Raw genomic sequence first — 23,177 nt, 5'->3', positions numbered from 1 at the left:
GGAGAGCTGTGGCGATGCCCAGTGAGGCTGCAGTCAAAGCAGAAGAGGCCTTGATCCACGTTCTGTGGATCAACGCCGGATTGAGTTGTGACGGTGACTCTGTGGCGCTGACTGCCGCCACGCAACCCAGTATCGAGGAGATCGCCCTCGGCGCTCTCCCCGGCCTGCCGAAAGTCGCCGTGCACTGGCCGCTCATCGATTTCGAATGCGGGCCCAACGGCGGCGCCGACGACTTCCTCGAGTGGTTCTTCAAGGCCGACCGCGGTGAGTTGGAACCGTTCGTGCTGGTGGTCGAGGGTTCGATTCCCAACGAGCAGCTCAAAACCGAAGGTTACTGGTGCGGATTCGGCAACGACCCGGCGACGGGCCAGCCGATGACCACGAGCGAATGGCTCGACAGGCTCACACCGAAGGCGACCGCTGTCGTCGCGGTGGGTACCTGCGCCACCTACGGCGGAATCCACGCGATGGCGGGCAATCCGACCGGCGCGATGGGTGTGCCGGACTATCTCGGGTGGGACTGGAAGAGCAAGGCGGGAATCCCGATCGTCTGCGTGCCCGGATGTCCGATACACCCGGACAATCTCTCCGAGACGCTGACGTATCTGCTCTACATGGCGACCGACCAGGCGCCGATGATCCCGCTCGACGACGCGCTGCGGCCGCAGTGGCTGTTCGGTCAGACTGTGCACGAGGGGTGTGACCGGGCCGGCTACTACGAGCAGGGCGACTTCGCCGACGAGTACGGCTCGCCGAAATGCATTGTGAAGCTTGGCTGCTGGGGTCCGGTCGTCAAGTGCAACGTGCCCAAGCGCGGGTGGATCAACGGTATCGGCGGGTGCCCGAACGTCGGCGGCATCTGCATCGGCTGCACCATGCCCGGGTTCCCGGACAAGTTCATGCCGTTCATGGACGAGCCGCCCGGCGGCAAGGTGTCCACGACGGCGTCGGGCCTCTACGGCTCGGTGATCCGCAGTCTGCGCCACGTGACGGGCAAGACCGTCGACAAAGAACCGAAGTGGCGCCATCCCGGCCTGAAACTCGAGACCGGAGCGACTCGTACCTGGTAGTGCCGCCGTAAAAGACCGCACTCAAGCAGGCGAGGCCATCGTGGGCACGATGCTGCCCGCGCATTGATATTCGAGGAAAGCAGTGCAGTCCGATGACAACGACAGTTCCCGAGCCCTCCCTTGTGAAGCGCGATCCCGGCCAACTGGTCGAGATGGCGTGGGACCCCATCACCCGCATCGTCGGCAGCCTCGGCATCTACACCAAGATCGACTTCGAGAACCGGGAGGTCGTCGAGTGCCACAGCACGTCGTCGATCTTCCGCGGCTACTCGATCTTCATGAAGGGCAAGGACCCCCGCGACGCGCACTTCATCACCAGCCGCATTTGCGGGATCTGCGGCGACAACCACGCCACCTGTTCGTGTTACGCACAGAACATGGCCTACGGGGTGCAGCCGCCGCACGTCGCGGAGTGGATCGTCAACCTCGGTGAGGCCGCGGAATACATGTTCGACCACAACATCTTCCAGGAGAACCTGGTCGGGGTCGACTACTGCGAGAAGATGGTCTCCGAGACCAATCCGAGCGTGCTGGCCAAGGCCGAGAACACCCAGGCGCCGCACGCCGACATGCACGGGCATCGCACCATCGCCGACATCATGCGGGCGCTCAACCCGTTCACCGGCGAGTTCTACCGCGAGGCTCTTCAGGTCAGCCGGTGGACGCGGGAGATGTTCTGCCTGATGGAGGGTCGCCACGTTCATCCCTCCACGCTCTACCCCGGCGGTGTCGGCACGGTCGCCACCATCCAGTTGATGACCGACTACATGACCCGGCTGATGCGCTACGTGGAGTTCATGAAGAAGGTCGTGCCGATGCACGACGACCTCTTCGACTTCTTCTACGAGGCGCTGCCCGGATACGAACAGGTGGGCCTGCGGCGCACGCTGCTGGGTTGCTGGGGCTCGTTCCAGGACCCCGAGCACTGCAACTTCGCCTACAAGGACATGGAGAACTGGGGCCGCAAGATGTTCGTCACGCCGGGGGTGGTGGTGGACGGAAAGCTGGTCACCACCTCCCTGGTGGACATCAACCTCGGCATCCGGATCCTGCTCGGCAGTTCGTATTACGACGACTGGGAAGACCAGGAGATGTTCGTCAAGAACGATCCGCTGGGCAACCCCGTCGACCGGCGGCACCCGTGGAACCAGCACACCAACCCCAAGCCGCAGAAGCGCGACTTCGACGAGAACTACAGCTGGGTGATGTCGCCGCGCTGGTGGGACGGCAAGGACCACCTGGCGCTCGACACCGGTGGCGGTCCGCTGGCCCGGTTGTGGTCCACCGCGCTGGCCGGCCTCGTCGACATCGGCTATGTGAAGTCGACCGGTCACAGCGTGCAGATCAATCTGCCCAAGACCGCCCTGAAGGGTCCGGTCGAGTTCGAGTGGAAGATCCCGCAGCACGGCAGCAACACGATCGAACGCAACCGCGCCAGAACGTATTTCCAGGCCTACGCCGCGGCGTCGGCACTGCACTTCGCGGAGAAGGCGCTCACGGAGATCCGGGCCGGGCGGACCAAGACCTGGGAGAAGTTCGACGTCCCCGACGAGGGCATCGGCTGCGGGTTCACCGAGGCGGTGCGCGGTGTGCTCAGCCACCACATGGTGATCCGGGACGGCAAGATCGCCAACTACCATCCGTACCCACCGACCCCGTGGAACGCCAATCCACGGGACAGCTACGGCACGCCGGGGCCGTACGAGGATGCGGTGCAGGGACAGCCGATCTTCGAGGAGAACGATCGGGAACACTTCAAGGGCATCGACATCATGCGCACCGTGCGCAGTTTCGATCCGTGCCTGCCATGCGGGGTGCACATGTACCTGGGTGAAGGAAAGAGCCTCGACCTGCTCCACTCCCCCACCCAGTCGGTCACCGGGGAATAGGCGATGCGCCCACCGGAATCGCCGCCCGTGGGCGACACCGAGGCCGACGCGCGCTGGCGTACCGCAGGCGACCGGATCCAGATCCTGTTGGACGCCAGCGCAATCGGTGGGGTGAGCTCGAGGGAGCGCGCCGAGCAACTGGTGCGGGAGGTCACCGACCTCTACGGGGCCGGCCTCGAGCGGATGATGCTGCTGGCGGTACGCGCGAAACCGGAACTCGCCGACGAGTTCGTCGGCGACGACCTGGTGGCCAGCCTGCTGCTGGTGCACGGCCTCCATCCGCACACCGTCGAGCGCCGCATCGCCGACGCTCTGGACACCGTCCGGCCCTACCTGGGCTCTCACGGCGGCGACGTGCACCTGCTCGACGTCGACGGCGACGTGGTCCGGCTCCAGTTCTCCGGGAGCTGCAAGAGCTGTCCGTCGTCGGCGGTCACGCTGGAACTGGCCGTGGAGGACGCGGTGCGGGCCGCGGCGCCGGAGATCGCTTCCATCGAGGTCGTCGCAGCGGAGAAGGACCCGGTTTCGGCCGTCATCCCCGCGGAGTCGCTGCTGAACCGCGTCCGTGCCGAGCGGCATCCACCGGCGGACTGGCATCCGGTCCCCGACCTCGAGGCGCTGGCCGCCGGCGAGGTGGGCGGGTTCATGGTGGCGGGCACCACGGTGCTGGCGTGCCGGGTCGGCGACGACCTGTTCGCCTACCGGGACGGGTGCGGCGGATGCGGCGAATCCCTGGCGGGCGCGGTGCTGCACCGGCGGATGGGTTCGGCGGACGTGGTGCTGCGATGCCCGCACTGCCGCGCACATTTCGACGTCGCGCACGGCGGGCGATCCGTCGACGACGACCGGCCGGCCGCCCACCTCGACCCGGTGCCGATGCTGGTGCGCGACGGGGTACTGGCGATGGCGCTGCCCGCCGCGGCGGCCGAGAGTGTCGCCTGATGACGGCCTACGACGTGCTGGCGCGGATCCGGGCCAACCGGACGACGCCACAGGCTGCAGGCGAACGCTGCGAGATGTGCGCCGAGCAGATCGCCGATGCGCACCAGCACGTGGTGAACGTCGCGGGCAGACAACTGCTGTGCGTGTGCCGCGGGTGCTATCTGTTGTTCACCGACACCCACGCCGAACTGCGCTTCCGTGCCGTGCCCGACCGCTACCTGGAGTTCCCGGACTTCGCCTTGGACCGCCGGTCGTGGGAGGCACTGCAGATCCCGGTGGGCCTGGCCTTCTTCTTCCGCAACTCCGACCTCGGGCGCACGGTGGCCTTCTATCCCGGACCGGCCGGGGCCACGGAATCCGAGCTGGACCTGCTGGCGTGGAACGACATTCGTGCCGCCGACCCGCGGGTGGACACCATGGCCGACGACACCGAGGCGCTGCTGGTCCGGGTCCCCTTCCACGAGGACGACGAAAACGACGAGAGCCGACCGCCGATCTGTCATCTGCTGCCGATCGACGCCTGTTACGAATTCGTCGGCAGGCTGCGGATGGTGTGGCGGGGCTTCGACGGCGGCCGGGAGGCGCGCGACTACATGGCCGACTTCTTCGGTGCCGTCGCCGACCGCAGCAAGGTGGTGGTCCGGTGACCACTCCGACCACCGAGGTGACGTTCGAGGTGCTGGACGTGGCGCCAGAACCGTACGCGGTGACGCCCGTGCTGAGCGCGCGCATCGGTGTGTCCGCATCCGGTGACGAACCCGTGCACGCCATCGCGCTGCGCTGCCAGGTCAGGATCGACCCGCTGCGCCGCGGATACGACGACGCCGAGGCGGTCGGCCTGACCGACCTGTTCGGGCCCCGGGAGCGTTGGGGCAGGACACAGCACACCTTCCTGTGGCAGCACACCGCCGCGATGATCCCCGGTTTCACCGGGTCCACCCGGGTCGACCTGCCACTGGAGTGCACCTACGACTTCGAGGTGGTCGCCGCGAAGTACCTGCACGCACTGCGCGGCGGTGCGGTACCGCTGCAGTTCCTGTTCAGCGGAACGGTGTTCGTCCAGGGGTCACGCGGCTTCGGCGTGTTGCAGGTGCCGTGGGACCGCGAGGACCGACACGACATGCCGGTGTCGGTGTGGCGCGACCTGGTCCACCTGCACTACCCGAACACCGGTTGGGTGCGGCTGGACCACGACACCGTCGAAGCGCTGGCCGGTTACCGCTCGGCCCACGGTCTGCTCTCGCTGGACGAGGCCGTCACCACCCTGCTGTCCAGGACGCCGGTCCCGTGAGCGCCGACTGGAACCGGGCCCGCGCCGTCGCCGACGCGGTGCTCTACGAGGGCTACCTGCTGTACCCCTACCGGGCGACGTCCCAGAAGAACCAGTCCCGCTGGCAGTTCGGCGTCCTCGGCCCGCCCGGCGCCGAAGCCGCAGGCATCGGCGAGGACGACCGGCTCTGCGCGCAGCTCCTGGTCCAGCCGGGGGAATCGGCGACGTTGACCGTCGTCGTGCGATTCCTGCAGTTGCAGCACCGCGCCGCGATGCGCGACACCGGCGACGGCCGCGTCGAGGCCGTCGACGAGTTGGTCACCCCGGGCGGTTCGTGGATCACGTGGGACGAGGCGGTGGAATGCGAGGCCGGCTTCGGCCCGGTCGGCATCGACGACCTGCGCGCCGGGCAGACGTATCCGATCGTGGTGCCGGCGGGCACCGACGTCGAGATCCTCACCGGCGGACGGCTGGTGCGCACCCGTCGGGCACTGAGCGCCGAACTGACCCTGACGGCCGAACCCGACGGCGACCTGTTCCGGGTGAGCGTGACGGTGCGCAACACCGCTGCGCCCGCCGAAGACAAGGCGGCGGCGATCGCCACGTCGTTGATCGGCACCCACCTCATCGGCGAGGTCAGCGGCGGCGAGTTCGTCTCGCTGCTCGAGCCGCCACAGGCCGCCGCCGAGGCCGTCGCGCGCTGCGTCAGGCACCGGTGCTTCCCGGTGCTCGCCGGTCCGTCGGGGGAACGCGATCTCGTACTGGTGTCGCCGATCATCCTCTACGACCACCCCGAGATCGCCGAGCAGAGCGACGGCGCCCTGTACGACTCCTGCGAGATCGACGAGATCCTCACGCTGCGGATCATGACGATGACCGACGAGGAGAAGGCCCAGGCCCGCGCCACCGACCCGCTCGCCGCGGCGATCATCGACCGCTGCGACACCATGTCGCCCGAGGCGATGATGAACCTCCATGGCGTGCTGCGGGATCCGCATGCGGTGGTCGGCGCCCCCGCGCTTGTCCCGGAGGTGCCCGACGGAGTCGACTGGTGGGATCCGGTCGCGGACAACGCCGTCGACCCGGGCATCGACGCGGTGCTGGTGAACGGTGTGCCGGTCAGCCGCGGCAGCCGGGTCCGGCTGCACCCGTCGCGCCGCGCCGACGCGCAGGACCTGTTCTACACCGACAAGGTCGCCCGGGTCACCTCGGTGCACGAGACCGTCGACGGCGAGACCCACATCGGGGTGGTGATCGAGGACGATCCCGCCGCCGACCTGCACGAGTGGTACGGCCGCTACCTGTACTTCGCACCCGACGAAGTCCAGCCGCTTCCCGAGAGGAGTTCGACATGCAGACAGTAGGGGTGACGGCGACGGTCGTCGTGGGTCTGGTGGTGGTCGCCGGCCTGGTGCTCGGCGTGCGGTCGATACCCGACGTCAAGCGGTACCTGAAGATCCGCCGGATGTGACGGGGGCGTAGGCATCACGTCCAGAATCCTGATTGCCGGCATCGGCAACATCTTCCTCGGTGACGACGGTTTCGGCCCCGAGGTGGTGCGCCGTGTGCCGCAGGAGCTCGCCGGAACCGACGTGACGGTCACCGACTACGGCATCCGCGGCATGCACCTCGCCTACGATCTGCTCGACGGCTACGACGCCCTGGTGCTCGTCGACGCACTGCCCGACCGCGGCACGCCCGGCACCCTGCACGTCATCGAGTCCGACCACGAAAGCCTCTCGGACACAGCGCGTCTGGATGCGCACGCCATGGACCCCGCGGCGGTGTTCGCGAGCGTGTACGCGCTCGGCAGCACCCCGCCGCGCACCGTGGTGATCGGCTGCGAGGTCGCCGACGTCGAGGACGGCATCGGCCTGAGCGCCCCCGTCGCCGCGGCCGTACCCGGGGCGGTGCGGGCGGTCGAGGACGTGGTCACCCTGCTGCTGACCAGCGCACCCGTGGAGGGCTGAGCGATGTGCCTCGGTATTCCCGGTCAGGTGGTGCGGATGCTCGACGGCTACGGCGACCAACTCGCACTCGTCGACGTCGTCGGTGAGCATCGCAAGGTCAACATCGGCATGCTGCCCGACGACGTGTTCGAGCCCGGTGACTGGGTGATCATCCACATGGGGTTCGTCGTGGAGCGGACCGACCGCGCGGGGGCGGCCGAGGCGCTGGCCGGTCTGCAGATGATGGGCCGCGGGGTCCCGCCGGGGGATGCGCCGCCATGACCCGGCAGCGGCTGCGGATCTGTGCGCACGGCGTCGTCCAGGGCGTGGGCTTCCGCCCGTTCGTGTACACCACCGCGGCCACCCTCGGCCTGTCCGGATCGGTGCGCAACGACAGCGCGGGCGCCGTGATCGAGATCGAGGGCGACCCGGGCGCCGTCCGCACGTTCCTGACCCGGCTGCGTGACCATCCCCCGCCACTGGCCGTCATCGAAGACCTCGAGGTCCGCGACCTGCCGTGCGCCGGCGGCACCGGGTTCGAGATCGCCGACACGTCCCGCTCCACCGGTGGCCGCACGCTCACCTCTCCCGACGTCGCCGTGTGCGCCGAATGCATTGCCGAGCAACGCGACCCGGCCGATCGGCGGCACCGGCACCCGTTCATCAACTGCACCAACTGCGGGCCGCGGTTCACCATCATCGGCGCGTTGCCGTACGACCGGGCGAACACCACGATGGCGCACTTCGCGATGTGCGCCGCGTGTGCCCGCGAATACGCCGATCCGGCCGACCGCCGATTCCACGCACAGCCCGTGTGCTGCCCGGCTTGCGGTCCGACGCTGAGTTTCCGCACGGGCACCGGCCTGCAGAACGGCGGCGAAGACGGCCTCCGGCAGGCCCGTCGCCTGCTGCGTGCGGGAGGTGTGCTCGCGGTCAAGGGCATCGGCGGCTATCACCTGGCGTGCGACGCCGCGAACACGCATGCGGTCGCGGAACTGCGCAGGCGCAAGCGGCGCGGCGACAAGCCGTTCGCGGTCATGGTGCCGGACCTGGCGGGGGCACGCCAGCTCGTCGACGTCGACGAGTGCACCGCCGCGGTGCTGTCCGGCGCGGCGCGACCCATCGTGTTGCGGCCCCGGCACTCCGACGGCCTGGTCGCCGACGCGGTGGCCCCCCACAACCCCGATCTCGGCGTGATGCTGGCCTACACGCCGCTGCACCTGCTGCTGTTCGGGCTGCCCGGCGACGAACCCGGCCCGCAGGCGCTGGTGATGACGTCGGGCAATCTCGGTGGCGAGCCGATCTGCTTCGGCGACGACGACGCGTTCGAGCGGCTCGCCGCCCTGGCCGACGGATGGCTGACGCACGACCGGGAGATCCTGGTGCCGTGCGACGACTCGGTGGTGCGCGTCCTCGACGGTGCCGAGGTGCCGATCCGCCGTTCCCGTGGCCATGCCCCGCTTCCGGTGGCACTGCCCGTGGCCGTGCCGCCTGCGATCGCCATGGGCGGCGACCTGAAGAACGCCCTGGCGGTCGCCGAGGGCCGCTATGCGTGGCTGAGCCAGCACATCGGCGACATGGACGACCTTGCGACGCTGTCCGCATTCGACGCCGCCGAGCGGCATCTGCGCGCACTGACCGGCGTCTCCCCCGGCGTGCTGATCGCCGATGCCCACCCGGGATACCGATCCACCGGCTGGGCACACCGCAACGCCGCGGGCAGGCCTGTGCGGAAAGTGCAACACCACCACGCGCACATCGCCGCGGTGATGGCCGAGCACGGCCTCGACGGTAGCGAGCAGGTACTCGGATTCGCCTTCGACGGAACGGGTTACGGAGACGACGGAGCGGTCTGGGGCGGCGAGGTGCTGCTGGCCGACTACAAGGGTTACCGCAGGCTCGCGGCGCTGCGCTACGTTCCGCTGGCCGGCGGTGACGTCACCGTCCGGCGGCCCTACCGGATGGCCCTGGCGCACCTCTGGGCGGCCGGGCTGCCGTGGGATGCGGACCTGCCGCCCGTGCAGGCCTGCCCGCCGGACGAACGACGGGTCCTGCGCCACCAGCTGGAGACGGGGCTGGGGTGCGTGCCCACCTCGAGCATGGGCCGGCTGTTCGACGGGGTCGCGGCCATGGTGGGTGTCCGGCAGACCGTCGCCTACGAGGCACAGGCCGCCATCGAATTCGAAGGGCTGGCCCGCGGCGCCGAACCTGACTGCGGCGCCTATCGATTCGATACCGACGGACCCACCGTGGATCCGGCCCCCGTCCTGTCGGCGGTGATCGCCGACGTGCGCGCGGGGGTTCCCACCCGGGTCGTCGCCGCACGGTTCCACCACGCGGTGACCGACCTTGTGGTCCACCTGGCCGGTGTGTGCGGCGGACCGGAGCGGACGGTCGCGCTGTCGGGCGGCGTGTTCTGCAACGCCCTGTTGCTGCACACCACGGTGACCGCATTGCGGACGGCGGGTTTCACCGTGCTGACCCACCGGCATGTGCCCCCCAACGACGGGGGAATCGCGCTGGGGCAGTTGATGATCGGGACGTCGGGATGACGACGCCCCAGGAGTGGCCGAGAGAGAGGATGCGCCCATGTGTCTAGCGGTGCCGGGCAGGATACTGCGCGTCGAGGACCGGGACGGCGCGCTGATGTCGATGGTGGACTTCGGCGGGATCCAGAAGGACGTCTGCCTGGAATACATCCCCGACGCCCGGGTCGGTGAGTACGTGATGGTCCACGTCGGCTTCGCCATCCAGCGACTCGACGAGGAATCGGCCATACGCACGCTCGCCGAATTCGAGCACCTCGGCGTGCTCGACGAGGAATTCGGCGACGGCTTCGAACTGGCGGCCAGACAGGCCGGGCTGCAGAACCCCCAACACACGGACAACGGGCAGAGGTGACGTCGTGAAGTACCTGGACGAGTTCAGCGATCCACAACTGGCGGGCAAACTGATCGAGGAGATCAAGGCGGTCACCACCAGGCGCTGGTCGATCATGGAAGTCTGCGGCGGGCAGACACATTCGATCATCCGCCACGGCATCGACCAGCTGCTGCCCGACGAGATCGAGATGATCCACGGCCCCGGCTGCCCGGTGTGCGTCACCCCGCTGGAGATCATCGACAAGGCCATGGAGATCGCGTCACGGCCCGGGGTGATCTTCTGCTCCTTCGGCGACATGCTCAGGGTGCCGGGCAGCGACAAGGACCTGTTCCGCGTCAAGAGCGAGGGCGGCGACGTGCGGGTGGTGTACTCCCCGCTGGACGCGCTGACCATCGCCCGCGACAACCCGGACCGGCAGGTGGTGTTCTTCGGCATCGGATTCGAGACGACGGCGCCCGCCAACGCGATGACCGTGTACCAAGCCAAGCGCCTCGGCGTCGAGAACTTCTCGCTGCTCGTCTCGCACGTGTTGGTGCCGCCGGCGATCGCGGCGATCATGGAGTCCCCCACCTGCCGGGTGCAGGCGTTCCTGGCCGCGGGTCATGTGTGCAGCGTGATGGGCACCGAGGAATACCCCGCGCTGTGTGAGAAATACGAGATCCCGATCGTGGTCACGGGATTCGAGCCACTGGACATCCTCGAAGGTATCCGGAGGACGGTGCTGCAGCTGGAGTCCGGGCGCCACGAGCTGGAGAACGCCTACCCCCGCGCCGTGCGGGCCGAGGGCAACGCCGCGGCGCGGCGCATGCTCACCGACGTCTTCGAGGTGACCGACCGGGGTTGGCGCGGCATCGGGACGATCCCGGACAGCGGGTGGCAGCTGTCGCCCGGTTACCGCGACTACGACGCCGAACACCGCTTCGCCGTCACCGGGATCCACACCGCCGAATCCGCGGAGTGCCGGTCCGGCGAGGTGCTGCAGGGGCTGATCAAACCGCACGAGTGCGCGGCCTTCGGCACCCTGTGCACGCCGCGGAATCCGCTCGGCGCCACCATGGTGTCGTCGGAGGGCGCCTGCGCGGCGTACTACCTGTACCGGCGGCTCGAGGTGAGCCATGCCTGACAGGCCCGCCGTCGACACCCCGAGCATCGACATGGAGGAGTGGGTGTGCCCGGCCCCGCTGCGCGACGCGCCCAACATCGTGATGGGCCACGGTGGCGGCGGGGCGATGTCGGCCGAACTGATCGAGCACCTCTTCCTGCCGGCATTCGGTTCGGCCGCCGACGCGGGAATGGGCGATTCGGCCATCGTCGAGGTCGGCGACGTCCGGCTGGCCTTCTCCACCGACTCGTTCGTGGTGAAGCCGTTGATCTTTCCCGGCGGCACGATCGGTGACCTGGCGGTCAACGGCACGGTCAACGACCTGGCGATGGCGGGCGCGACGCCGATGGTGCTGTCGACGGCGTTCATCCTCGAGGAGGGCACCGCGCTGGACGACATCGCCCGCGTCGCCCACGCGGTGGGAACGGCGGCGCTGGCCGCCGGGGTGAAGCTGGTCACCGGTGACACCAAGGTCGTCGACACCGGCCACGGCGACGGGATCTACGTCAACACCTCGGGAATCGGGCTCGTGGACCCGCGCGTCGACATCCGCCCGCAGCGCGCCACTTGCGGTGACGTGGTGATCGTCAGCGGTGAGATCGGTGTGCACGGGGTGGCGGTGATGAGCTGCCGCGAAGGCCTCGAATTCGCCACCTCGATCGCCAGCGACACGGCGCCGCTCAACGGCCTGGTGGCCGCGATGATCGGCACGGGCGCCGACCTGCACGCCCTGCGCGACCCGACGCGCGGCGGAATGTCGGCCACGCTCAACGAGATCGCCAAGGCCGCAGGCGTCGGCGTCACCCTGGACGAGACGGCACTGCCCATCCCACAGGGCGTGCGGGACGCGTGCGGGCTGCTGGGCCTCGATCCGCTGTTCGTCGCCAACGAGGGCAAGCTGGTCGCATTCGTCGCGCCCGAGGACGCCGACCGGGTCCTTGCGGCGATGCGCGCCCACCCGCTCGGCGCGAAGGCGGCGGTCATCGGCCGGTGCGTCGCGGAGCACCCGGGCATGGTGGTCGCACGCACTGCGCTCGGCGGCACCAGGGTCGTCGATCTGCCGATCGGCGAACAACTTCCGCGGATCTGCTGATGACCGGCGCCGTCGATCAGCAGATCGCGCCGGGACATGTGACGTTCGGCCGGTTCGCGTATCCGCCGAACGAACTCGGCTACTGCGGACCGGCAGGCGTCGCGGCACCCGATCTGGCCGCCCATGCCCGCGAGTTCGACGGCGCCTGGCCCTACCTGACGGCGATCGCCGATGCCGCGGGCATCGCCGATCCGCTCGACGAGGAGGTGGTGACCGCCTACTGGATCGGCGGGCCGCTGCTCGACGAGGTCGATCCGGGCGTCCTGCTCGCGGGCCTGCGCCATGCCTTCCGCGGACAGGTCAGCGGGCTGCTCACGGCATTGGCCGACAACGCAGGGGTGCTGGCGCACCACAGCCTGCACGTGTTCGCGGTGTACCCGTGGGTGCGATTCCTCGACCGCGACGCCGCGACACCGGTACGGGTGATGGAGAGCTGCCGCATCCGGTGGGGCACGGTCGAATCGGTGACCGGCACGGACGCGGTCATCACGTCGGCACCGCTGACGTTCGCGGCCGGGCGGCTGCGACTCGGCGATCCACGGGCCGAGCGGGTGCGGTGGCACCGGGACGGCACCTCCCTGACCGAAGCACCGGTGCCCGGCGACACGGTGGCCGCGCACTGGGACTGGATCTGCGGAATTCTCACCGCTGGCCAGACCGCGGCCCTCGATGCGGCGACGCGTTCCACCCTCGACGTCGTCAACACCACAAGAAGTTCCCTGCCGCGACAGCGCGGCGATCGTGAGGAGATGTCATGAACACACCGGGAAGCCACCTGACCCCCGAACCCCAGGAGGAGCGCGGCGCGCCCGGCTCCCGCGACACCGGATCGGACCAGCCGTCGGGCGGTCCCGCGGACCGGCCGTCGGGCAAGCTGGAGGGCGACGAATCCGTGCCCGCCCACGACGAGGCGGGTGAGCCGCAGCAGACCGGCGGCGCCAAGACCGAGGCGCCGCCCTCGGACGCCGAGCCGGCGGTGCCGCCGTACGAGGGACGACAGACCGAGGCGAAGCCGGAGGGCGGCGGTGGCGGCGACAGTCCGGAACGGACCGGCGGCGCCGTCAAGCCGGTCACCGAAGGGCAGTAGACAGTCCCGTCACCACTGATCGCGCGGCACGTCGAAGTCCGCGCACAGCGCCCGCCACACGTCGCGGGGTTCGGTGCCGTCCTCGATGGCCTGCGCCGCGGTCCGCCCGCCGAGCGCCGTCAGCACGTGGTCGACGAGCAGCGACTGCCCGCGGACGGAACCGAACTGTCCCTGGACCAGTTCCCGGAATTCCGTCAGGCGCACGCGACCAATTTACGCCCGGGCGGCGAGCGCCTCGTGGCACACCCGTACCGGATCAGCGACGGTGGTGACCGACGCGCCCGCCGCGCGGGCGGCCTCCGAGTAGCGCGGCGACGACAGCACCTGCCGGACCGCGGCAGTCAGCCGGTCGGCGTCCAGCGGCCGCACCAGCTCCGCACTTCCCTGGCGCACAACACGATTGGCGATCTCCCACTGATCGCCACCACCGGGCACCACCACCATCGGGACCCCGGCCAGCAGCGTCTTGGACACCATCCCGTGCCCGCCGCCGCAGATCGCCAGGTCGGCGTGCCGCAGCAGCTCGTCCTGGCGGCCCAGCCCGACCACCGCCCACGGCGGCACCTCGCCGTCCGGTCCGGCCAGCCGCGACACCACCACCCGCGACCCGTCGGGCAGCACGTCGCCAGGTGTCAGATGCGCCAGCGCCAGCTCGGCAAGGCCCTGGGTGCCGGTCGTCGCCGTCGAGGGCGCCACCACCACCAGCGGTCCGGTCCCGGCCGGCACGTCGAGCACCCGATCGGTCGGCTCGAAGTGCAACGGTCCCACCACGACGGCTTCCTGCGGCCAGTCCGGCCGGGGCACCTCGAGCGCGGGCAACGTTGCGATCAGCCGGCGCAGCGGACCGGGGTCGTCGGCGGGCAACCCGATGTCGACCCGCACCGCCGACCGCTGCTGCAAACCCGCTCGCCACGACCGGGCGGTCAGCGCGCGCATCACCGTATCGCGCAGTCGCCCGCGGATCCCGAGTCCCGGCGCCAAGCCGCTGCCCAGCGGCGGCAGACCCTTCGACGGCCGGTAGAGCGGATGCGGATTCAGTTCGATCCAGGGCAGGCCGAGCAGTTCGGCGGCCAGTCCCCCGCACGCCGTGATCACGTCGGAGACGATCAGTTCGGGCGACAGGTCCCGCAGGCGCGGCGCGTTGATGACCGCCATCCGCGCCGCCCGCTGGTGGATCTTCGCCCCGGCGTCGGTGTCGTCGTCGACGTCGATGGGGTCCAGGCCGGCCAGTTCCACCGCCTCGACGCCGGCCGCCCTGGCGGTCTCCAGCCATTCGACGCCGGTGAGCAGCACTGGACTGTCGCCCGCCGCGGCGAACCGCAGGCACAGCGCCAGCGCGGGGAAGGCGTGCCCGGGGTCGGGTCCGGCAACCACGGCGACGCGCACCGCCCCACCCTGCCACAGCCGGTGACTAGGCTGACCACATGACGCAGACCACACCGGCGCTGGACAGCACCGCCAATGCACGCACGGTCGAGACGTTCCTGTACGCCCTGCAGGACGAGGACTTCGACGCCGCCGAGGCGGCACTGGCCGAGGGCATCGTGTGGCAGAACGTGGGCTACCCGACCATCCGCGGCCGCGACCGCATCGTGAGCCTGTTCCGCCGCGGCCAGGGACGGATGCGCTTCGAAGTCAAGTTCCACCGCAACGTCGCCGAGGGTGACACGGTGCTCAACGAGCGGACCGACGTGCTGGTGTTCGGCCCGGTGCGTGTGCAGTTCTGGGTGTGCGGGGTGTTCGAGGTGCACGCCGGGCAGATCACGCTGTGGCGGGACTACTTCGACAACGTGGCCTTCTTCAAGGGTGTGGCGCGTGGTCTGCTGGGCGCTGTGATCCCGGCGCTGCGTCCGACGCTGTAGGACCCCCGATGGGCAATCCCGCCACCGGTCCCCGGCCCAGCCTGCTGCAGTACATCCCGTACTGCTACGGGCGGCGACTGCCCGATTCCATGCGGATGTGGGTGGCCGAGGACCTGGCGGGTGAGGGCGCTGCCCGGCGGATGATGTTCCGGGTGTTCCTGCCGGCGCTGGTGGTCCTGGCGCCGTTCTGGCTCATCCCGACGACGCTCGACGTCCACCTGAGCATGACGCTGCCGATCCTCATCCCGTTCGTGTACTTCTCCCACGCGCTGAACAAGGTGTGGCGCAGGCACATGCTGCGCAAGCACGGGCTGGATCCCGGTCTGGTCGACGTGATCGCCCGCCGCAAGAAGGCGCACGTACACCAGGCCTACATCGACAAGTACGGGCCGCGAACCGGCCCGCATTCGAGCCACGACATCTAGCGGCTCACGCCCGGCGCAGCCGCCCCAGCTCGTCGAACGCCTGCGCCCAGCCGTTGAGCCGATCGGTCGCGTTCACCAGCTCGTCGCGCTGACGCCGGGCCGACAACGGCGAACTCGACATCGGACCACTGTTGGCTGCTGACACCAGTTGCGCAGCAGCCGTGACCATTTCGTGGTACTGGCGGACACCCTGATCCATCTGACCGGTGAAGGCGGTGATGGTGGGCGCCAGGTGGGCGCGGGCCTGCGGTGCGGAACCGAGCGCCCGTTCCATCGACACCACCTCGGCCGCGGTGGCCGCCATGGTCTCCGCCGAGTGCTCGGCCGCCGCCCGGAGTTCACGCAGCTCGTCGGCCGGCAGCATCCGCCCCCGCTCGAGCACCCCGAGCAGTGACAGCAGTCCCCGTTCGGCGTCGACCAGCGCGGCCATCGGCCTGCGCGCCGCGGACGTCCACGGCGGCAGCCGCCTGCTTCCGCGCGCCCGCTCCGGGGGCAGCGGCGTGGACCGCAGCCACCGGTAGCGCAGCAGGCACAGCGTCGCGAGGAAGGCGGCGCCCGCCGCGATGGGCGTCGGGATCAGCAGCGCCCAGGCCGGGGTGCTCCAGGAGGCCAGCACGACGGTCACCAGCACCCAGAACACCGCCGAGACGACGAAGAACAGGCCCAGCCGCAGCGCCCAGCGGCGCTTGCGCAGCGCCTTGGCGCGGGGATCGGCGGCGGCGTGCAGCTTCTCGGCGAGCACGTCGGAGAACTCGGCAGCGGTGTCGATGCCACGCTGCACGCTCGAGCGCAGGACCGGGTTCCGACGCAACCTGGTTGTCGTCCGGGATGTCATGCGCTGATCCCTTCCAGAGCTATTGACTGAGCGGATTCTCGGGGGAGGCCTGGTTCGGGTTGGCCGCAGGGGCGGCGGGCGTGGCGCCTGCCGCCGGGCTGCCGCCGGCAGGAAGGGCGTCGCCCCGCATCGAGGCACGGATCTGCTCCAGCCGGGAGTGCCCGGCCATCTGCACGCTGGCCTGCTGCACTTCCATCATCCGGCCCTGCACGGAGTTCTGCGCGAGCTCGGCCTCACCCATCGCGGTCGCGTAGCGGCGCTCGATCTTGTCGCGCACCTCGTCCAGGCTGGGCGTGTTGCCCGGTGCGGCCAGCTCGCTCATCGACCGCAGCGAGGTGCTGACCTGCTCCTGCATCTTGGCCTGCTCCAGCTGCGACAGCAGCTTGGTGCGCTCGGAGATCTTCTGCTGCAGCATCATCGCGTTCTGCTCGACGGCCTTCTTCGCCTGGCCGGCCGCCTGCAGCGCCTGATCGTGCAGCGTCTTGAGATCCTCGACGCTCTGCTCGCCGGTGACCAGCTGCGCGGCGAACGCCTCGGCGGCGTTGTTGTACTCGGTGGCCTTGGCGGCGTCACCGTTGGCGACGGCCTGATCGGCCAGCGTCAATGCCTGACGGACGTTGACCTGCAGCTTCTCGATGTCGGCGAGCTGCCGGTTGAGCCGCATCTCCAGCTGGCGCTGGTTGCCGATCACCTGGGCGGCCTGCTGGGTCAGCGCCTGGTGCTGGCGCTGCGCGTCCTCGATCGCCTGCTGGATCTGCACCTTCGGATCGGCGTACTCGTCGACTTTCGAGTTGAAGAGCGCCATGAGGTACTTCCACGCCTTGACGAACGGATTGGCCATGAGTTCGCTCCGCCTTAAGAGTCGTTGTTCGTGTCTTCGGTCCGGGTCGCCGTCGAGATCATCATTGCCGCGACGGGGCGCCCCTAGTTCTCCTGTGCCAACTTATCGGTTCCACGCACGTCACCACACCCCTGCGGGAGTTTTGCGCGGTCCCGGGCCGGTCAGGGACTCAGGCGACCGCCATGGAGACGACCTGCGGGATGACCACCTTGGTGCTGACGTCGATGTTGGTCGCGCCGACCGGCGGACGGCTCGCGGCGGCGTGTTCCTGACCCGCCATCTCGTGGCCGGCATCGGAGAGCACCCGCGACAGCGGCACGTCGAGCGCTCCGCAGATGGCGCCGAGCAGCTCACTGGAGGCCTCCTTGCGGCCGCGTTCCACCTCGGACAGATAGCCCAGGCTGACCCGGGCGGAGTCCGACACCTCCCGCAGGGTGCGGCCCTGCGATGTCCGGGCACGGCGCAACACCTCACCGATCACCTCGCGCAGCAATGCCGCCATGTGCCCTCCTCTTTCGCCGGAAGCGTCCTCGTCCGTTTCGACGTCGTCGTTTCAGACGTCATCAAGTAGAACGCCGTGGTTCGCCGGGCGGTTCCCGCATCGTCATGACCATTTGCCGCGAGCGCCGCGATCACTGCGCTTCGACGATCTCCCGCAACCGGCCGATCGCCTCGTTGACCGCCGCCACCCTGATGTCCCACCGCGAGCCGGACAGGCTCAACTGCACCACGTCGGTGTCCACCGGCCCGGCCAGGCCGAGGAAGACGGTGCCGACCGGATGGCCGCCGTGCGGTTCCGGGCCCGCCACACCCGTGAGGCCGACACCCCAGGTGGCCCCGCAGCGCTGGCGGGCCCCGACGGCCAATGCCCGCGCCGTCGGCGCCGCGACCGGGCCGACCGCCTCCAGCACCTGGGGCGGCACCCCGGCCAGCGAGATCTTGGTGTCCTCGACGTAGGTGACCAGCCCGCCGCGCAACACCACGCTCGCTCCCGGCACCCCGGCGAGTGTGGCCGCGAGCAGTCCGGCGGTCAGCGACTCGGCGGTGGCGATGCTCTGCCCGCGGACGGTGAGGTCGGCGACCAACGCCCGGGCGTCGTCAGTGAGCAGCGGGTCGTCCACGGGAATCCCTGATCGCCGACACGACGTAGTCCACACCGGTGAGCACCGTGAGCACGATCGCGGCCCACATGATCACCCACGCCGTGGTCAGCCACGGCCCGGGCCAGGCGTGCAGCGGCAGCACGAACAGCCCGATCGCCACACCCTGGACCAGGGTCTTGAGCTTCCCGCCCCGGCTGGCCGGGATCACGCCGTGACGCAGCACGGCGAAGCGCAGCACGGTGACGCCGATCTCACGGGCCAGGATCACCGCCGTCACCCACCACGGCAGGTCGCCGAGCATCGACAGCCCGACCAGCGCCGCGCCGATGAGCGCCTTGTCGGCGATGGGATCGGCCAGGGTGCCGAACTCGGTCACCATGCCGTAGCTGCGCGCCAGCGCGCCGTCGAACCGGTCGGTGATCACCGCGACCGTGAAAACGGCGAAAGCCGTTAGCCGCCAGACTGTCTCGTGACCGTCGCCGACGAACAGCGCGACCAGGAACACCGGGACAAGGGCCATCCGCACACCGGTGAGGACATTGGCGAGGTTCGCGACACGGGCGCGCGGCACCACCGGATCGGTATGGGGTTGGCCCGGCACCGCAACAGAATATCGGTAGCCGATGCGGATACTCTCGCAGCTGTGAGCGGAGCGGACGCCCAGCAGCCCGGCGGGGTCGTGGTGCGCCGTGCCCGGACCTCCGACGTGCCCGCCATCAAGGAGCTGGTCGACGTCTACGCGGGCCGCATCCTGCTCGAGAAGAATCTCGTGACGCTCTACGAGGCGGTCCAGGAGTTCTGGGTGGCCGAGGTGGACGGTGAGCTGCTCGGCTGCGGCGCCCTGCACGTGCTCTGGGCGGACCTCGGCGAGGTGCGCACCGTGGCGGTGCACCCCAAGGTGCGCGGACGCGGCGTGGGACATCTGGTCGTGGACCGGTTGCTCGACGTCGCCCGCGAGCTCCGGCTGCAGCGCATCTTCGTGCTCACCTTCGAGGTCGAGTTCTTCAGCAGGCACGGCTTCGCCGAGATCGAGGGCACTCCGGTGACCGCTGAGGTCTACGAGGAGATGTGCCGTTCCTATGACACCGGCGTCGCGGAGTTCCTCGACCTGTCCTACGTGAAGCCGAACATCTTGGGCAACACCCGAATGCTGTTGACCCTCTGACGATGCGCCCTGTCGTCGCGATACCGGCGGTTCTGCTCGTCGTGTGCGCCGCGGGCTGTGTGACCAACCGTGAGGACGACGCGCAGGATCTCGACGGTCATGTCCAGGGGATGCCCGGGGTGGCCGACACCGAGGTGCGCTATCACAACGACTTCACCAACGGGGAGAACTTCGACCTGACGGTGACACTGCGTCCGGACATCACCGAACCGCAGGTACGCCAGGTCGGCGGGTACTTCGTCGAGCACGCCACCGGCACCGGCCTGGCCGAGGACTCCGCCGAACTGTCGCTGCGCCTGCCCGTCGTCCCGCCGCCGCCGAAGAACTCCGGCATCCTCGAATACTCGGAGGCGTCGTTCTCCTTCGGGCGTTCGACCACCATCAGCAACGCCGGTGCCGACGCCGTCGCGGACAGTGCCGCGGTGTGGCTGCGGACGGTTCGGTCGCCGGTGGCCGCCAGAGTCGCGCTGACGCAGCCCCGGTGGAACGGGTCCGGCGACAGCCGAGGCATCACCGTGACGCTGCGCCCGGACGCCACCTCGGCGGAGGCGCTCGCCGCCCAGGCCGCCGATCCGGCACTGGCCGACGCATCCTGGGGCATCTCGCTGCCGGCCGACCCCTACCGGCATCCGCACACGTACTACTCGACGCCCCGGCCCCCGACCGACGCCGACCTGCAGACCTGGCGCGAGATCAGCACGGTCGTAGGCGGTTCGGAGGAGGCCCGGGGAACCACGACGGTGCCGGCCGAGCGCGGTCGCCAGGCCGAGACCGAGGTCGAGATCGGCCTGCCGGACGGATACGGCAGCGAAGCCGACGCCCGCCGGATCGCCTTCGCCGTGGCCGGCCTGCTGACCCGGTTCGGCCGGCCGGTCGAGATGACGGCGCAGACCGGTGAGGGTGCCGCCGAACTCATCATCGGCGGGTGTTACCGGCACGACGCCGACCATGTACCGCTGCCACTCGAACGCGAGCTGTCCCAGCGGTACGAGACCTGCTGAGGGGTCAGTCCTCGCCGTCGCCACCTGTCGCGTCGCTGCCGCCGCGGATCAGCGCCAGCGTTCCGGCCAGCTCGTCGGGTTTGACCAGGACGTCGCGCGCCTTGGAACCCTCGCTGGGCCCGACGATGCCGCGGGTCTCCATCAGGTCCATCAGCCGGCCGGCTTTGGCGAACCCGACCCGCAGCTTGCGCTGCAGCATCGAGGTCGAGCCGAACTGCGAGGACACCACCAGCTCCACGGCCTGCAGGAGGACGTCCATGTCGTCGCCGATGTCGGGGTCGACGTCCTTGCGCTCGCCGGCCTTCACCGCGGTGACACCCTCGGTGTACTCCGGTTCGGCCTGCTCCTTCGTCGCGGCGACGACGGCCTGGATCTCCTCGTCGGTGATGAACGCACCCTGCAGCCGGATCGGCTTGTTGGCGCCCATCGGCAGGAACAGCCCGTCGCCCATGCCGATGAGCTTCTCGGCGCCCTGCTGGTCGAGGATCACCCGGCTGTCGGTCAGCGACGAGGTGGCGAAGGCCAGCCGGGACGGCACGTTGGTCTTGATCAGACCGGTGACGACGTCGACCGACGGCCGCTGGGTGGCGAGCACCAGGTGGATACCGGCCGCGCGGGCCTTCTGGGTGATCCGCACGATCGCGTCCTCGACGTCGCGCGGCGCGGTCATCATCAGGTCGGCCAGCTCGTCGACGATGGCCAGGATGTACGGGTACGGCTTGTAGACGCGCTCGCTGCCCAGCGGCGTGCTGATCTCCCCGGTGCGCACCTTCTCGTTGAAGACGTCGATGTGCCGCACCCGGGAGGCCTGCATGTCCTGGTAGCGCTGCTCCATCTCCTCGACCAGCCACGCCAGCGCCGCGGCGGCCTTCTTGGGCTCGGTGATGATCGGCGTGATGAGGTGCGGGATGCCCTCGTACGGGGTCAGCTCGACCATCTTCGGGTCGATCAGGATCATCCTGACCTCTTCGGGCGTGGCGCGCGCCAACAGCGACACCAGCATCGAGTTGACGAAGCTCGACTTGCCCGACCCGGTGGAACCGGCCACCAGCAGGTGGGGCATCTTGGCCAGGTTCGCCGAGATCATCTCGCCCTCGATGTCCTTGCCGAGGCCGATCACCAGCGGGTGGTGGTCGCGGCGGGTCTTCGGGTCGGTGAGTACGTCGGCGAGCCGGACCATCTCGCGGTCGGTGTTGGGCACCTCGATGCCCACCGCGGACTTGCCCGGGATGGGCGCCAGCATCCGGACGCTCTCGGTGGCCACCGCGTAGGCGATGTTGCGGTGCAGCGCCGTGATCTTCTCGACCTTCACGCCGGGGCCGAGTTCCACCTCGTAGCGGGTGACGGTCGGTCCGCGGGTGCACCCGGTGACGGCCGCGTCGACCTTGAACTGGTCGAGCACCGAGCTGATCGAGTCGATCATCTGGTCGTTCGCCGAACTGCGGCGCTTGGGCGGGTCACCGGCGATGAGCAGGTCCAGCGGCGGCAGCACGTAGGGGCCCTCGACCACCCGGTCGAGCGTCAGTGTGTCGGTGTCGGGCTTGGCCGCCTTCCTGTCGGCGGCAGGCTTCTTGCGCTTCGCCTTGGCGGCGGCCGGTTCGGGCACGGTCGGCGCATCGCCGACGTCCTCGGGGTCGAGCGGGTAGTTCTCCATCGGGGTGCCCGTCGGCGACGGCCACGCCTGCGGCTCGTCGCCGAGATAGCCGGCCGGGTCGTCGTAGTAGCCGTCGGAGAAGTCCTCGGCAGCAGCGTCGTGCGGCTCGTCGTCGTAGTCGTCGTCGTATTCGTCGTACTCGTCGTCGCTGAACTGCCGGGCGCCGAACATCTCGCGCACGGTGGCGGGCACCTCGCGGATCGTGGTGCCGGTGATCAGCAGCACCCCGAACAGCGCGCCGATGAAGAGCAGCGGTGCGGCGATCCAGGCGGTCAGTCCGTCGGACAGCGGCCCGCCGATCGCGAACCCGGTGAAGCCGCCGGCGTGCCGGCGGTCGGTCGGCGCCTGGGGCGAACCGGACCACAGGTGCCACAGCCCCAGGGCGGGCAGGGCGATCATCGTGGCGCCGAGGATCAGTCGCGGCCGGGCCTCCGGATCGGGTTCGCTGCGCATGAGTGTCACCGCGACGGCGACGAGCAGCACCGGCACCAGCACCACCGCGGAGCCGACGAGTGTCCGCAGCACGGTGTCGATCCAGGCGCCGACAGGGCGGGCGGCGTCGAACCACGAGCCCGCGGCGATCACCACGGCCACACCGAGCAGCGCCAGGGCGATGCCGTCGCGGCGGTGGCCCGGCTCGATCTCGCGGGCCCGGCCGACCGAACGCGCCGTCGACCCGGCGCCCCGGGCGAGCATCAGCCATCCGGCGCGCGCGCCACGGCCCACGGCGGCCCCGGCGGTGGCCAGTGGGGAGGCGTGTCCGCGTGAAGCGGGCTTGCGGCGGGCGGGCGCCGACTTGCGTGGTCGCGCCGTGCTCCGCGTACCCGCCTTTGACCTGCCGGAACGCGCTCCGGACCGGGCAACGGTCTTACTTGCCATGGCGCTCAGCCTAGTCGCATGAACCCCACTATCACCATCTGCCACACGGGTCACAGATTGGTTGCAAAGACCCCGGGTTGCCTCACATCGCTGCCTGGCCCGCTGTTTAAGGTGGACACCTGTCCGG

At 69.7% G+C, this 23,177-nt stretch carries 26 protein-coding genes; 18 read left to right on the top strand and 8 right to left on the bottom strand.

The window, feature by feature from the left end:
- The first annotated feature begins 14 nt into the window (after positions 1 to 14).
- The 14 genes from AB0K11_RS17395 (at position 15) to AB0K11_RS17330 (ending at position 13,285) form a co-directional block, all read left to right on the top strand.
- Entirely contained in the window at positions 15 to 1,070 is a 1,056-nt protein-coding gene (locus AB0K11_RS17395) for a hydrogenase expression protein HypE (protein ID WP_364979112.1), read from the top strand.
- 92 nt (positions 1,071 to 1,162) lie between these two features.
- On the top strand, positions 1,163 to 2,959 hold the full coding sequence (locus tag AB0K11_RS17390; RefSeq protein ID WP_364979109.1) for a nickel-dependent hydrogenase large subunit: 1,797 nt from the start codon (positions 1,163 to 1,165) through the stop codon (positions 2,957 to 2,959).
- Between the two features lie 3 nt (positions 2,960 to 2,962).
- Positions 2,963 to 3,901, top strand: coding sequence for a NifU family protein (locus AB0K11_RS17385; protein ID WP_364979106.1), 939 nt, complete (start codon positions 2,963 to 2,965; stop codon positions 3,899 to 3,901).
- A complete protein-coding gene (locus AB0K11_RS17380) occupies positions 3,901 to 4,548 on the top strand; it encodes a DUF5947 family protein (protein ID WP_364979103.1) in 648 nt (215 codons plus the stop codon). Before AB0K11_RS17385 ends, AB0K11_RS17380 begins: the two co-directional genes overlap by 1 nt.
- On the top strand, positions 4,545 to 5,192 hold the full coding sequence (locus AB0K11_RS17375) for a DUF6084 family protein (RefSeq protein WP_364979100.1): 648 nt from the start codon (positions 4,545 to 4,547) through the stop codon (positions 5,190 to 5,192). Before AB0K11_RS17380 ends, AB0K11_RS17375 begins: the two co-directional genes overlap by 4 nt.
- Complete coding sequence (locus AB0K11_RS17370) at positions 5,189 to 6,535, top strand: hypothetical protein (protein WP_364979097.1); 1,347 nt, start codon at positions 5,189 to 5,191, stop codon at positions 6,533 to 6,535. Before AB0K11_RS17375 ends, AB0K11_RS17370 begins: the two co-directional genes overlap by 4 nt.
- Before the next feature lie 120 nt (positions 6,536 to 6,655).
- Complete coding sequence (locus AB0K11_RS17365; RefSeq protein WP_364980417.1) at positions 6,656 to 7,141, top strand: hydrogenase maturation protease; 486 nt, start codon at positions 6,656 to 6,658, stop codon at positions 7,139 to 7,141.
- 3 nt (positions 7,142 to 7,144) lie between these two features.
- Complete coding sequence (locus AB0K11_RS17360; protein WP_364979094.1) at positions 7,145 to 7,402, top strand: HypC/HybG/HupF family hydrogenase formation chaperone; 258 nt, start codon at positions 7,145 to 7,147, stop codon at positions 7,400 to 7,402.
- A complete protein-coding gene (gene hypF / locus AB0K11_RS17355; protein ID WP_364979091.1) occupies positions 7,399 to 9,672 on the top strand; it encodes a carbamoyltransferase HypF in 2,274 nt (757 codons plus the stop codon). The genes AB0K11_RS17360 and hypF overlap by 4 nt, the downstream gene beginning before the upstream one ends.
- 37 nt (positions 9,673 to 9,709) lie before the next feature.
- Positions 9,710 to 10,021 (top strand): HypC/HybG/HupF family hydrogenase formation chaperone, encoded by a 312-nt coding sequence (locus AB0K11_RS17350; RefSeq protein ID WP_364979088.1) that lies wholly within the window; start codon positions 9,710 to 9,712, stop codon positions 10,019 to 10,021.
- A gap of 4 nt (positions 10,022 to 10,025) precedes the next feature.
- Positions 10,026 to 11,126 (top strand): hydrogenase formation protein HypD, encoded by a 1,101-nt coding sequence (gene hypD / locus AB0K11_RS17345; RefSeq protein WP_364979085.1) that lies wholly within the window; start codon positions 10,026 to 10,028, stop codon positions 11,124 to 11,126.
- Complete coding sequence (hypE, locus tag AB0K11_RS17340) at positions 11,119 to 12,198, top strand: hydrogenase expression/formation protein HypE (protein ID WP_364979082.1); 1,080 nt, start codon at positions 11,119 to 11,121, stop codon at positions 12,196 to 12,198. Before hypD ends, hypE begins: the two co-directional genes overlap by 8 nt.
- Positions 12,198 to 12,956, top strand: a complete 759-nt coding sequence (locus tag AB0K11_RS17335) for a DUF6390 family protein (RefSeq protein ID WP_364979079.1) — start codon at positions 12,198 to 12,200, stop codon at positions 12,954 to 12,956. The genes hypE and AB0K11_RS17335 overlap by 1 nt, the downstream gene beginning before the upstream one ends.
- Positions 12,953 to 13,285, top strand: coding sequence for a hypothetical protein (locus AB0K11_RS17330; RefSeq protein WP_364979076.1), 333 nt, complete (start codon positions 12,953 to 12,955; stop codon positions 13,283 to 13,285). Before AB0K11_RS17335 ends, AB0K11_RS17330 begins: the two co-directional genes overlap by 4 nt.
- A gap of 9 nt (positions 13,286 to 13,294) precedes the next feature.
- Here the strand turns inward: AB0K11_RS17330 and AB0K11_RS17325 are convergent, their stop codons facing one another.
- A complete protein-coding gene (locus AB0K11_RS17325; RefSeq protein WP_364979073.1) occupies positions 13,295 to 13,489 on the bottom strand; it encodes a DUF3046 domain-containing protein in 195 nt (64 codons plus the stop codon).
- A gap of 9 nt (positions 13,490 to 13,498) precedes the next feature.
- On the bottom strand, positions 13,499 to 14,671 hold the full coding sequence (locus AB0K11_RS17320) for a glycosyltransferase (protein ID WP_364979070.1): 1,173 nt from the start codon (positions 14,669 to 14,671) through the stop codon (positions 13,499 to 13,501).
- Between the two features lie 38 nt (positions 14,672 to 14,709).
- Here AB0K11_RS17320 and AB0K11_RS17315 point away from each other — a divergent pair, with 38 nt between their 5' ends.
- A complete protein-coding gene (locus AB0K11_RS17315) occupies positions 14,710 to 15,147 on the top strand; it encodes a limonene-1,2-epoxide hydrolase family protein (RefSeq protein ID WP_364979067.1) in 438 nt (145 codons plus the stop codon).
- Between the two features lie 8 nt (positions 15,148 to 15,155).
- On the top strand, positions 15,156 to 15,572 hold the full coding sequence (locus tag AB0K11_RS17310; RefSeq protein ID WP_364979064.1) for a DUF5313 domain-containing protein: 417 nt from the start codon (positions 15,156 to 15,158) through the stop codon (positions 15,570 to 15,572).
- A gap of 4 nt (positions 15,573 to 15,576) precedes the next feature.
- Here AB0K11_RS17310 and AB0K11_RS17305 read toward each other — a convergent pair whose 3' ends face one another.
- From AB0K11_RS17305 to pgsA, 5 genes are all read right to left on the bottom strand, one after another.
- Positions 15,577 to 16,407 carry a hypothetical protein gene (locus AB0K11_RS17305; protein WP_364979062.1) on the bottom strand — a complete coding sequence of 277 codons (831 nt, stop codon included), beginning with the start codon at positions 16,405 to 16,407 and terminating at the stop codon, positions 15,577 to 15,579.
- A 19-nt stretch (positions 16,408 to 16,426) separates the two neighbouring features.
- Positions 16,427 to 17,248, bottom strand: coding sequence for a phage shock protein PspA (pspA, locus tag AB0K11_RS17300; protein ID WP_364979059.1), 822 nt, complete (start codon positions 17,246 to 17,248; stop codon positions 16,427 to 16,429).
- 169 nt (positions 17,249 to 17,417) lie between these two features.
- On the bottom strand, positions 17,418 to 17,750 hold the full coding sequence (gene clgR / locus AB0K11_RS17295; RefSeq protein ID WP_364979056.1) for a transcriptional regulator ClgR: 333 nt from the start codon (positions 17,748 to 17,750) through the stop codon (positions 17,418 to 17,420).
- A 130-nt stretch (positions 17,751 to 17,880) separates the two neighbouring features.
- Positions 17,881 to 18,369 carry a CinA family protein gene (locus tag AB0K11_RS17290; RefSeq protein WP_364979053.1) on the bottom strand — a complete coding sequence of 163 codons (489 nt, stop codon included), beginning with the start codon at positions 18,367 to 18,369 and terminating at the stop codon, positions 17,881 to 17,883.
- Positions 18,347 to 18,952, bottom strand: coding sequence for a CDP-diacylglycerol--glycerol-3-phosphate 3-phosphatidyltransferase (pgsA, locus tag AB0K11_RS17285; RefSeq protein WP_364979050.1), 606 nt, complete (start codon positions 18,950 to 18,952; stop codon positions 18,347 to 18,349). The genes AB0K11_RS17290 and pgsA overlap by 23 nt, the downstream gene beginning before the upstream one ends.
- Before the next feature lie 78 nt (positions 18,953 to 19,030).
- Between pgsA and AB0K11_RS17280 the strand changes: the two genes are divergently transcribed.
- Both AB0K11_RS17280 and AB0K11_RS17275 read left to right on the top strand, forming a co-directional pair.
- The gene (locus tag AB0K11_RS17280) at positions 19,031 to 19,516 is read left to right on the top strand and encodes an amino-acid N-acetyltransferase (protein WP_269896262.1); all 486 of its coding nucleotides are present in this window, start codon (positions 19,031 to 19,033) and stop codon (positions 19,514 to 19,516) included.
- A gap of 2 nt (positions 19,517 to 19,518) precedes the next feature.
- A complete protein-coding gene (locus tag AB0K11_RS17275) occupies positions 19,519 to 20,517 on the top strand; it encodes a hypothetical protein (RefSeq protein ID WP_364979047.1) in 999 nt (332 codons plus the stop codon).
- A gap of 4 nt (positions 20,518 to 20,521) precedes the next feature.
- On the opposite strand, the gene AB0K11_RS17270 is transcribed toward AB0K11_RS17275, so the two are convergent.
- Positions 20,522 to 23,050, bottom strand: a complete 2,529-nt coding sequence (locus tag AB0K11_RS17270; RefSeq protein WP_364979044.1) for a DNA translocase FtsK — start codon at positions 23,048 to 23,050, stop codon at positions 20,522 to 20,524.
- Positions 23,051 to 23,177 lie beyond the last annotated feature (127 nt).

Source organism: Mycobacterium sp. NPDC050551 (assembly GCF_040674075.1).
In the GTDB taxonomy this organism is placed as follows: Bacteria; Actinomycetota; Actinomycetes; order Mycobacteriales; family Mycobacteriaceae; genus Mycobacterium.
This window is presented reverse-complemented; position numbering and strand designations above follow the sequence as displayed.

Bases quoted from the DNA above. Each gene is read 5' to 3' on its own strand.
- AB0K11_RS17380 (WP_364979103.1), top strand. From the start codon at position 3,901: ATGACGGCCTACGACGTGCTGGCGCGGATCCGGGCCAACCGGACGACG.
- clgR (WP_364979056.1), bottom strand. From the start codon at position 17,750: ATGGCGGCATTGCTGCGCGAGGTGATCGGTGAGGTGTTGCGCCGTGCC.
- AB0K11_RS17310 (WP_364979064.1), top strand. From the start codon at position 15,156: ATGGGCAATCCCGCCACCGGTCCCCGGCCCAGCCTGCTGCAGTACATC.
- AB0K11_RS17385 (WP_364979106.1), top strand. From the start codon at position 2,963: ATGCGCCCACCGGAATCGCCGCCCGTGGGCGACACCGAGGCCGACGCG.
- AB0K11_RS17305 (WP_364979062.1), bottom strand. From the start codon at position 16,407: ATGACATCCCGGACGACAACCAGGTTGCGTCGGAACCCGGTCCTGCGC.
- AB0K11_RS17335 (WP_364979079.1), top strand. From the start codon at position 12,198: ATGACCGGCGCCGTCGATCAGCAGATCGCGCCGGGACATGTGACGTTC.
- AB0K11_RS17270 (WP_364979044.1), bottom strand. From the start codon at position 23,050: ATGGCAAGTAAGACCGTTGCCCGGTCCGGAGCGCGTTCCGGCAGGTCA.
- AB0K11_RS17275 (WP_364979047.1), top strand. From the start codon at position 19,519: ATGCGCCCTGTCGTCGCGATACCGGCGGTTCTGCTCGTCGTGTGCGCC.
- AB0K11_RS17390 (WP_364979109.1), top strand. From the start codon at position 1,163: ATGACAACGACAGTTCCCGAGCCCTCCCTTGTGAAGCGCGATCCCGGC.
- hypE (WP_364979082.1), top strand. From the start codon at position 11,119: ATGCCTGACAGGCCCGCCGTCGACACCCCGAGCATCGACATGGAGGAG.
- AB0K11_RS17315 (WP_364979067.1), top strand. From the start codon at position 14,710: ATGACGCAGACCACACCGGCGCTGGACAGCACCGCCAATGCACGCACG.
- AB0K11_RS17330 (WP_364979076.1), top strand. From the start codon at position 12,953: ATGAACACACCGGGAAGCCACCTGACCCCCGAACCCCAGGAGGAGCGC.
- AB0K11_RS17395 (WP_364979112.1), top strand. From the start codon at position 15: ATGCCCAGTGAGGCTGCAGTCAAAGCAGAAGAGGCCTTGATCCACGTT.
- AB0K11_RS17360 (WP_364979094.1), top strand. From the start codon at position 7,145: ATGTGCCTCGGTATTCCCGGTCAGGTGGTGCGGATGCTCGACGGCTAC.
- AB0K11_RS17350 (WP_364979088.1), top strand. From the start codon at position 9,710: ATGTGTCTAGCGGTGCCGGGCAGGATACTGCGCGTCGAGGACCGGGAC.
- pspA (WP_364979059.1), bottom strand. From the start codon at position 17,248: ATGGCCAATCCGTTCGTCAAGGCGTGGAAGTACCTCATGGCGCTCTTC.
- hypF (WP_364979091.1), top strand. From the start codon at position 7,399: ATGACCCGGCAGCGGCTGCGGATCTGTGCGCACGGCGTCGTCCAGGGC.